Origin of the sequence: Rhizobium sp. UBA1881, from assembly GCF_002338015.1 — a bacterium.
Taxonomy (GTDB): Bacteria; Pseudomonadota; Alphaproteobacteria; order Rhizobiales; family Rhizobiaceae; genus Rhizobium.
On the sequence record NZ_DDHH01000184.1, the window covers coordinates 4,822 to 14,107 of the forward strand.

7 protein-coding genes and 1 other annotated feature are annotated in these 9,286 nt (G+C 63.0%); of the genes, 3 read left to right on the plus strand and 4 right to left on the minus strand.

Annotated elements, in window-relative coordinates:
• Nucleotides 1-247 precede the first annotated feature (247 nt).
• The gene (gene phaC, locus B3605_RS22295; protein ID WP_112945716.1) at nucleotides 248-2,086 is read left to right on the plus strand and encodes a class I poly(R)-hydroxyalkanoic acid synthase; all 1,839 of its coding nucleotides are present in this window, start codon (nucleotides 248-250) and stop codon (nucleotides 2,084-2,086) included.
• 6 nt (nucleotides 2,087-2,092) lie between these two features.
• Here phaC and B3605_RS22300 read toward each other — a convergent pair whose 3' ends face one another.
• Nucleotides 2,093-3,061: an alpha/beta hydrolase gene (locus tag B3605_RS22300; RefSeq protein WP_112945717.1), complete on the minus strand. Its 969-nt coding sequence runs from the start codon at nucleotides 3,059-3,061 to the stop codon at nucleotides 2,093-2,095.
• Between the two features lie 55 nt (nucleotides 3,062-3,116).
• The gene (locus B3605_RS22305; RefSeq protein ID WP_112973157.1) at nucleotides 3,117-4,136 is read right to left on the minus strand and encodes an SAM-dependent methyltransferase; all 1,020 of its coding nucleotides are present in this window, start codon (nucleotides 4,134-4,136) and stop codon (nucleotides 3,117-3,119) included.
• Between the two features lie 351 nt (nucleotides 4,137-4,487).
• Here B3605_RS22305 and B3605_RS22310 point away from each other — a divergent pair, with 351 nt between their 5' ends.
• Entirely contained in the window at nucleotides 4,488-5,801 is a 1,314-nt protein-coding gene (locus tag B3605_RS22310) for a tlde1 domain-containing protein (protein ID WP_112945719.1), read from the plus strand.
• A 29-nt stretch (nucleotides 5,802-5,830) separates the two neighbouring features.
• On the opposite strand, the gene B3605_RS22315 is transcribed toward B3605_RS22310, so the two are convergent.
• Both B3605_RS22315 and B3605_RS22320 read right to left on the minus strand, forming a co-directional pair.
• Nucleotides 5,831-6,607, minus strand: coding sequence for an alpha/beta fold hydrolase (locus tag B3605_RS22315; protein WP_112945720.1), 777 nt, complete (start codon nucleotides 6,605-6,607; stop codon nucleotides 5,831-5,833).
• A 301-nt stretch (nucleotides 6,608-6,908) separates the two neighbouring features.
• The gene (locus B3605_RS22320) at nucleotides 6,909-8,375 is read right to left on the minus strand and encodes a SulP family inorganic anion transporter (protein ID WP_112945738.1); all 1,467 of its coding nucleotides are present in this window, start codon (nucleotides 8,373-8,375) and stop codon (nucleotides 6,909-6,911) included.
• A gap of 71 nt (nucleotides 8,376-8,446) precedes the next feature.
• Nucleotides 8,447-8,502 (minus strand) — a sequence feature (sul1 is cis-regulatory element that is thought to sense ions involved in sulfur or methionine metabolism; They are found in Alphaproteobacteria).
• A 157-nt stretch (nucleotides 8,503-8,659) separates the two neighbouring features.
• On the opposite strand from B3605_RS22320, the gene B3605_RS22325 reads away from it, so the two are divergent.
• Nucleotides 8,660-9,286, plus strand: a 627-nt coding sequence (locus tag B3605_RS22325; RefSeq protein ID WP_296436094.1) for a DEAD/DEAH box helicase family protein, incomplete at its 3' end; no start/stop codon positions are given.

The window sequence follows — 9,286 nt, forward strand, 5'->3', positions numbered from 1 at the left end:
GTTCGCATGCATCCGGCAAGCGCCATGGCCGCGGCGGCGCCGATAAGGGCGATGCGGGTGACGTTTGCGATGGTACGAATGCCTGTGTTGGTCATGCCAGAGGTTCCAAATCCTTAAGCTGCTTCGACTTGTTAAATTCGCAGCCTGCACAAAGCAATAGCATGAAGGCATGTCTGCGGAACTTGTTTTCTTGATCCGAGCGGATACAACTTGATTTGGATTAAGATGCTGCCGCCGGAGGAACCGCGTGACCGACAGCAACCAGGACAAGGGCGAGAAGGGCCAAGGCCCGGGCTTCGAGGCAAAGGATTTCGATCCTTATATGCTGAAGGACCCGGAAACGATGGCGCTGAACTTCGCCCGCGCCCTGGAAAACCTGGGAAAAGCGGCATCCGCCTGGCTTGGCCCGCGCGAAAGCGGCGAGATCCGCGAAAACACCGCCGACCCCGTCACCGACATGGTCAAGACGCTCTCCAAGGTCAGCGAATACTGGATTTCCGACCCGCGCCGCGCCTTCGACGCGCAGACCAAGCTGATGACCAGCTTTTTCGGCGTCTGGATGCGCTCGATGCAGCGCATGCAGGGCGAATCGCTCGAGCCGGAACCCGATCGCAAGGACAAGCGCTTCGCCGACCAGGACTGGGAGAAAAACCCCTTCTTCGAATTCCTGAAGCAGGCCTATTTCATTACCGCGGACTGGGCAGAAAAACTCGTGACCGAGACCGAGGGGCTGGACGAGCACACGCGGCAGAAGGCCAACTTCTACGTCAGGCAGATCACGGCGGCGATCTCGCCCACCAATTTCGTCGCCACCAATCCGCAGCTCTATCGCGAGACGATCGCGAGCAGCGGTGAAAATCTGGTGCGGGGCATGAAGATGCTGGCCGAGGACATCGTGGCCGGTCATGGCGACCTGAAGCTTCGGCAGACCGACATGACCAAGTTCGCCGTCGGCCGCGACATGGCGCTGACGCCGGGCAAGGTGATCGCCCAGAACGAGATCTGCCAGATCATCCAGTACGAGCCGACGACCGAGACGGTGCTGAAGCGCCCTCTCCTCATCTGCCCGCCCTGGATCAACAAGTTCTACATCCTTGATCTCAATCCGCAGAAAAGCTTCATCAAGTGGTGCGTCGACCAGGGGCAGACGGTGTTCGTCATCTCCTGGGTCAATCCGGATGCGCGCCATGCGGCCAAGGACTGGGCGGCCTATGCGCGCGAAGGGATCGATTTCGCGCTGGCGACCATCGAGAAGGCGACCGGGGAGAAGGACGTCAATGCCATCGGTTATTGCGTCGGCGGCACGCTGCTGGCCGCGACGCTGGCGCTGCATGCCAAGGAGAAGAACAAGCGCATACGCTCCGCGACGCTGTTCACCACCCAGGTCGATTTCACCCATGCCGGCGACCTCAAGGTGTTCGTCGACGAGGAACAACTGACGCGGCTTGAGAACTACATGAACGTGACCGGCTATCTCGACGGTTCGAAGATGGCGACCGCTTTCAACATGCTGCGCGCCTCCGAGCTCATCTGGCCCTACTTCGTCAACAATTACCTCAAGGGCCAGGAGCCGATGGCCTTCGACCTCCTGTTCTGGAACGCCGACTCGACGCGGATGGCGGCGGCCAACCACGCCTTCTATCTGCGCAACTGCTATCTGAAGAACGCGCTCACCAAGGGCGAGATGGTGCTGGACGGCCAGGCCGTGTCGCTGAAGAGCGTCAAAATCCCGATCTACAATCTCGCCACCCGCGAGGACCATATCGCGCCGGCGAAATCCGTATTCCTTGGCAGCCAGTTCTTCGGCGGCAAGGTCGATTTCGTGCTCGCCGGCTCCGGCCACATCGCCGGCGTGGTGAACCCGCCGGACAAGAAGAAATACCAGTATTGGACCGGCGGTGCGGCCAGGGGCGAATACGAGGATTGGCTCGTCGGCGCCGAGGAAGCGGCCGGCTCCTGGTGGCCGCACTGGCAGGCCTGGATCGAGGCCAAGGACGGCAAGCGGGTAGCCGCCCGCAAGCCGGGCGGCGATGCGCTCAACGCGCTCGAGGAAGCGCCGGGCAGCTACGTGCTGGAGAAGGCGTAGGCACAGTCACGGCGTCTTGTTCGTGCCAATAAAATCCGCGATCGTCGGCACAATTTCGGGTGCCAGGGGCAGCTTCGGATTCCGGTAGGTGGCGAACCGCACACCTGGCACATCCTGTTTCAGCATATGCGTCATACCCGACAGTTCGACCACGCTCGCTTGCGGCATCACCGATGCGAGTAGCTTCGAATCGACCAACGTCACCTGAACGTCGCGGTCACCTCGGAGGATAAGAACCGGTAGTGTCACCTTCCGTGCAATCTCCGCCGGATCATAACCGAGCAGATCAACCAGATGGCGCTCCCCCACCGGGTTGATGATCGGCGACTTGATCATCTGCAGCAGCGCGGCCTCGAACATTTTCGGATCGTCTGCCTTGCGCTTTCTTAGGTCGGAGAGGATGCGGTCTGTTTCGGCAAGGCTGGGTGCGTCTAGCGGGTCGGTCATCGACTTCTCAATCATCAGCTCCCTAATCGGACGTCCGGGCGTCGCGAGCAGCAGCAACCCGCAAGGCTTCACTTCCCCGTTGGCCGCGAGCAGCGCGACCAGGCCGCCCTCGTTGTGGCCGGCGATCCAGACGCAGCGCGTGCCGGCGCGCTTAGCCAGCGCCTGCTGCCACAGTCCGAGATCGGCGGCCTGACTGGCGATCGACACATCCTCGGGAATGGCAATGGCATTCCTGCTGCCGAAAGAGCCGCGCTTGTCGATCCGGAGTGTGCTGAAGCCGGCGTGCGCAAGCCCCTCGGCGAGCATCCGATAACTATCGCTTTCGAGCGCCGCTCCACTATTGCCGTCGCGGTCAATCTGACCGGCGCCAGGAACGATGACGATCGCGGCCTTCGCGTCCGCGACAATGATGGCCTCGCCTTCGAGGTTTCCGTAAGGACCCGGCACCACCATCAACTCGGCCGTAGCGGGCGAATTGGATGCAAGAATGAGGATTGATATCAGCGATGAGAGGAAAAAATTGCGCATGCAATGCTTGTATTCACACGGACAAACCACCGCAAGACGAAATCGCCCCTGCCGTTCACTCAAACACAATCACACTCGCCGGCGATGGCGGCAGCGGGCTGATTGATATGTCGCGGAAGCCCGCCATCGATGCCATCTCGCGCAGGTTGGACGCCGTATAGGCGTCGCCTTTCGGTGTCGTCGCCAGCATTTCGAAGGCGAAGGCGGCGGGGAAGTCGGGCGAGACGCGGTCCTCGTTGGGGACGAACTCGACGGCGATCAGCTTGCCCTTGGCGCTGAGGCTTGGACGTGCCTTCTTCAGCAGTTCCGCGCAGCCAGCGATATCGAAGTGATGCAGGAAGTTCGGCAGCATGATGAGATCGTAGTCGCTGCCCCAATCGACATCGAAGGCGCTGCCGGCGATGAAGCTGAAACGATCGGCCACACCAGCCGCCGTCGCATTCTCCCGCGTCAGTTCCAGCACCGGCTTCCAATCGAGCGCGACGATCCGCGCCTGCGGAATGGCCCTGGCGAGCTCGATGCCGAAATAGCCGGGGCCGGCTGCGATATCGAGCACCTTTGACGGTGGCTGCGGCCATGCCGCGACGTCGGCGGCAAGCGTCCTGCCCGCCCCGCCGGTAAAGGCACCCATGGCGCGGGCAAAGCGCACCCAGACGGGATTGTCCGGCGAGAGGTTTGCCAATCCTTCGGCGCCGCCATTGCGCACGCAGGCGGCGGGGTCGGTCAAAAAGAGGGAGAGCATCTGCGGTGCCGCGATGAAATCGATCGCCGAACCCATATAGGCGGGCGAATGGCGATCGAGGAACACGGCGCTCGAGGGTGTCAGCGCGTAAACGTCTCCGCTCTTGTTGAGGAAGCCGGCGACGACGAGATAGTCGCATAAAATGCGGACCCCGCGCTCGGCGCATCGCATCTCGGATGCCGCCGCCTTGGCCGTCTGGCCCGTTCCGATCACGGTGAAGAGGTCAAGTTCGATCGCCGCCTTGATGGCGGCCGTCTTGCGGACGGCGAACATCGCATCGACAAGCAGGGCCGGCGAAATCTCGTTAACGGAAGCGGTTTGTGCCGAAGACATTGGCGTTTCCCCTCGGAAGCCTTCGATGCCTTTTCATAGCACATCCGCAATATCTTTTCCCGCTAATATTTATGTCAAAACGGCGACATAGGTCACATTGCCGGACGAACGCCGAGGCACATTAGAAAAAATCGAACAAGATCAATATGGTTAGCGGACAAGGTGAGGAATTTCGAAACAGGCGACGCCGCCGTAAAGGGTTTGGTTACCATAATTCGGCATCATCTGAGCCAACCGGAAATCACGCACAGGCCGCATTTTGGCCCTGTTGCTCCATTACCGGCCCCGGCGAAGAAGTATCCATCTATCTGTACCGCCGGCCTTAGTAACGAGTTGTGAAAGACGAGTGTTATGGCGTTTGCGGTCGATGTGTTTGCCAATACCAGGCCAGTAGGTACGTCCATTTCTCGTTTCAGTCGCTCATTCCGCCTTATGTCCGGGGCGGGTCTCATCGGTGCTAGTTTTGCTGCCTCGGCATGGGTCGTGACGTCGATCGCGACGATGCACGCCGTTGCTCCCGCACCCTACAAGAACGCTATCGGCGATATCGCGCTCGTGCAGCACACCGCCGCGGCCGCTCCCAAAGAGCGCAATATCCATGTCAGCAAGTTCTCGCGCCTGCAGCCGCTGACGGCGGAGAACCGGTCGTCGAAGCGCGATCGGCTGCTGACGCCTGACGTTCTCAGGGCTGCCTTCGTCGGCACCTCCGGCCCTGTCATCGCCGACGCCATGCCGGCGCGCACTGTTATTGCATCCGCGCAGCCGTCGAAGGTCAAGGACGACGCCGTCGCCGCAACCCCTCAGGTCGCCAGCGCCAGCTCGTCCGATCGCATCGTCATTCCGTCCAAGGCTGAGATCGCCGCACTCGAAGGCCCTGCCCTTCTCGCGCTCGCCGCCATGCCGAAGGCTGCTTCGGATGAACAGTCGACCCGCGTTGCCGTCAACGCGCCCGCTTCCATTCCCGCGAAGCCGGCAGCCGTCGAAGTGGCAAGCGTCGATGTCGAAAGCGACGCCAGCAAGGGCGACGACGCCGGCAACGCCTTCGGCCTCGTTCTCAACGACAACAATTCCGTACCGCTGCCGATGGCCCGTCCCGACGGCATGACCAAGCGCGCGCCGGCAAACGACCGCGCCAGCCGCCCTGCCGAGCCGGTGCTCGCCTATGCACGGCCTGATATCGGTGATGACGAAGGCGAAATCCCCGTCGTGCCGAAGCGCCAGGCAAGCCCTGTCGCCCGCGCCGGCGTCGCCGTCTATGACATCTCCGCAAGCATGGTCTACCTGCCGAACGGCGAACGTCTCGAAGCCCATTCCGGCCTCGGCAAGATGCGCGACAATCCGAAATATGTTCGCGAGAAGATGCGCGGCCCGACGCCGCCGCATACCTACCAGCTGACCATGCGCGAAAGCCTGTTCCACGGCGTCGAGGCGATCCGCCTCAACCCGCTCGGCGGCGCCGGCAACATCTACAACCGCGTCGGCCTGCTCGCTCACACCTACATGCTCGGCGCACGCGGCGACTCCAACGGCTGCGTTTCCTTCAAGGACTACAAGCGCTTCCTCGCCGCCTTCAAGCGCGGCGATATCCGCCAGCTCGTGGTTGTCGAAAGCATGCCCGACAAGCCGCGCTCCACCTTCGCCTCGCTGTTCTCGTCGCGGTCATAAGACCGCGACGCCTGCTCTCACAACATAACTCAGCGACCGCCGGCAGCCTCGATGATCATCTGGCTGATCTCGTCGGGATGCGAGATCAGCGACAGGTGGCTGGACTTGAGCTCGATCGTCTTGGCGCCCATGCGCTTGGCCATGAAGCGTTCCAGATCCGGGTTGATCGTCCTATCCTCCGTCGACACCGCATACCAACTCGGCTTCGAGCGCCACGCCGCCTGCGTGGTCTTGCCCGTCAGCAAGGCCTTGTGGAACGGCTGCTGCACGGCGTAGAGCACCTTGGCCTTCGCCTCCGGCAGATCGCCGGCGAAATCGCGCAGGAACGCCTCCTCGCTCAGACGTCCTTCATCGCCATCGAACACAATCCCGGCCGAGGCAGGCGGGGTCGGATAGGTTTTTGCCAGCGCCGTATAGTCCTCACCGGCATCTGGCGCGCGGGCGGCCACATAGACGAGTGCCGAAACCTTGGGATGCACGCCGGCCTCGGTGACCAGCATGCCGGAGAAGGAGTGGCCGACGAGGACGGTCGGGCCATCCTGGCGATCGAGCACCTTCTCGACCGAGGCGACGGCCTCCGGCAGCGTGGTCAGCGGGTTCTGCACGGCGGTGGCGTTGAAGCCGGCGGCCTGCAGGCGCGCGATCACCTCCGTCCAGCAGGAACCGTCGGCGAACAGCCCGTGGGCCAGAACGATGTTGCGCGCCTTGGCGGGCTGCGGCATCGCGGCCATGCCGCGTGTGGAAATGAGGGAAGCGGCAGCGCCGGCGAGAAGCGCTGTCGAGAAAGTCCGTCTGTTGATCATCATGGTCTTTACCTTCGGCTTTGATCCATCCGACCCCGCGACAGGCTGTGATCCCGCGCATGATCGGCACCGGTCGATCTGCATCGGCCTGCTGGTTCTCTTCCGGGCACCGTCGCGACACCACTGATGGTGCCGCCGTGCCTTGGCCAAGACCTGCAGCCAAGACACGATCGCCGGCTGGCGCAGGTGAGGATGTCCCTCGTTCAGGCATGCCGTTATGCCTGATTGTCCTGACGCGACCCGTATACGCCGGTGTCGGCGGTTTTGTTACAGGTCGGGTGCGCGGCAGGACGACTAGAAGCGCTCAGATTTCCTTCAGGCTCGGCGCATTGTCTAGCCGGCCGATCAGCGTGGCGCTCGCCTCGTTGAGACCGATGACCTCGACGACAACGCCGTGGGCCTTGAAGCGCTGCACCACGCGGTCCAGCGCCGCCACGGCGGTGATGTCCCAGAAATGCGCGTGGGTGAGATCGATCGTCACCGCCATGCCCTCGGCATCGGCGATATCGAAGGCGTCGATGAAGGCGTCGGCGGAGGCGAAGAAGACCTGGCCGGTGACGTGGTAGGCGATGCGCTCGCCGGCCTCGTCCGTGTCCTTGCGGACCGACAGCAGCTTGGCGACCTTGAAGGTGAAGAAGACGCCGCTCAGCAGCACGCCGACGGTGACGCCGAGCGCCAGGTTGGCGGTGAAGACGGTGACGACGACGGTGGCCAGCATGACGATGCTCGATGTCTTCGGATGCACCACCATGGTCTTGACCGACGACCAGTCGAAGGTGTCGATCGACACCATGACCATGATCGCGACCAAGGCCGCGACGGGTACCTGCGAGACCCATGGCTTCAGCAGAACCATGAGGATCAACAGCAGCGCGCCGGCAAACAGCGTCGAGAGACGGCCGCGGCCGCCGTACTTCACGTTGCTCACCGTCTGGCCGATCATGCCGCAGCCGGCGATGCCGCCGAACAGGCTGGCGGCGGCGTTGGCGATGCCGAGGCCGGCGCATTCGCGGTTCTTGTTGCTCGTCGTGTCGGTGAGATCGTCGACGACGCTCGCCGTCATCATCGATTCCAGCAGGCCGACCATGGCGATGGCCAGTGCCGGGCCGGCGATGATCTCAAGCGTCTCCAGGTTCAGCGGCACCTGCGGCCAGGCGAAGATCGGCAGCGAATCCGGCAGCTTGCCGAGATCGGCTACGGTCAACACCGGCAGATGCAGGCCGACGGAGGCAAGGGTGAGTAGCAGGATGCAGATCAGCGGCGACGGGATGGCGGTGGTGATGCGCGGCGCGATGTAGATCACCGCGAGACCGGCGGCCAGCATGGCATAGGCGATCCAGTCGCCACCGATGATATGCGGCAATTGTGCGCCGAAGATCAGGATCGCCAGCGCGTTGACGAAGCCGGTGCGGACCGATTTCGACACGAAGCGCATCAGCACGCCGAGGCGCAGCAGGCCGAACACCACCTGGATGATGCCCGCAAGCAGGCCGGCGGCGAAGAGGTAGGGCAGCCCATGGGCATGCACCAAGGGTGCCGCGACCAGCGCCACGGAGCCGGCGGCGGCGGAGATCATCGCCGGGCGGCCGCCGGTGAAGGCGATGACGATGCCGATGACGAAGGAGGCGAAGAGGCCGACCTGCGGATCGACGCCGGCGACGAAGGAGAAGGCGATGACCTCTGGGATCAGCGCGAATGTGGCGACGGCGCCGGCAAGCATTTCGCGGGTCGGATTGGAAAACCAATCCCGGCGGAAGGAGGATACGTGCATGTTGGTGATATCTCGCAAAGCGTGGCCCAACGCGCCCGGGTGGGCGGTCGAAATATGGCGTGCAGGTTTTGCGTTGTCTGGCGGATCGGCGGCCAGAAGAGCCACCCGGAGTTTCACCGGGTCCGTGGTGAGTGGGTCCGTTATAGCCTGCCTTTTTGCCGCGATGCAATATCATCAGGCCATTTGATGACCACAGGCATCCAGCGTCGAACGCCGCAAAATCCGTTTCCCTTTTGTACTCTTTGCCTCTTCCATTTCGCGCTGACTCTCTCCATATTCCGGCCATGGCCAAATCTCCGAAAAAGTCCCCCGCCCCCGATGGTTTCGAGGAAGCTCCCCAATCCGCGTTCGAAGGCGCGCCCCTGGAGGGTTCCGTCGCCGATTGGGTGAAGCAGCTGGAGGCCGATGCCGAGGCATCCGGTGTCGAGACGCAGCGGCAGATCGCCTCGAAGGCCGGCAAGCACCGCAAGAAGGTGGAGATCGCGGCGTCCAAATCCGCACGTGGCACGTCCATGGGCGGCTCAACCGATCCGAAGACGCGCGCCGCGGCCGGCCTCAATCCGGTCTCCGGCCTCGACGTTTCGCTTGAGGACGCCGCCGCGCTGAAGGCCGGCACAGCCGTGACCGCCACGGTGGAGGCGCTTTCGGCGCTGATCGAGAGCGGCAACCCGCTGTTCAAGGACGGCAAGATGTGGACGCCGCATCGCCCGGCCCGGCCGCCGAAATCCGAAGGCGGCATCGAGATCCGCATGAACTCCGAATATTCACCGGCTGGTGACCAGCCGACGGCGATCAAGGACCTCGTCGAGGGTCTCGACAATGGCGACCGCAGCCAGGTGCTGCTTGGCGTCACCGGCTCCGGCAAGACCTTCACCATGGCCAAGGTGATCGAGGCCACGCAGCGCCCGGCC

Excerpts from the sequence above, each read along its gene's own strand:
- B3605_RS22315 (WP_112945720.1), bottom strand. The coding sequence starts at position 6,607 with ATGATGATCAACAGACGGACTTTCTCGACAGCGCTTCTCGCCGGCGCT.
- B3605_RS22305 (WP_112973157.1), bottom strand. The coding sequence starts at position 4,136 with ATGTCTTCGGCACAAACCGCTTCCGTTAACGAGATTTCGCCGGCCCTG.
- B3605_RS22320 (WP_112945738.1), bottom strand. The coding sequence starts at position 8,375 with ATGCACGTATCCTCCTTCCGCCGGGATTGGTTTTCCAATCCGACCCGC.
- B3605_RS22310 (WP_112945719.1), top strand. The coding sequence starts at position 4,488 with ATGGCGTTTGCGGTCGATGTGTTTGCCAATACCAGGCCAGTAGGTACG.
- B3605_RS22300 (WP_112945717.1), bottom strand. The coding sequence starts at position 3,061 with ATGCGCAATTTTTTCCTCTCATCGCTGATATCAATCCTCATTCTTGCA.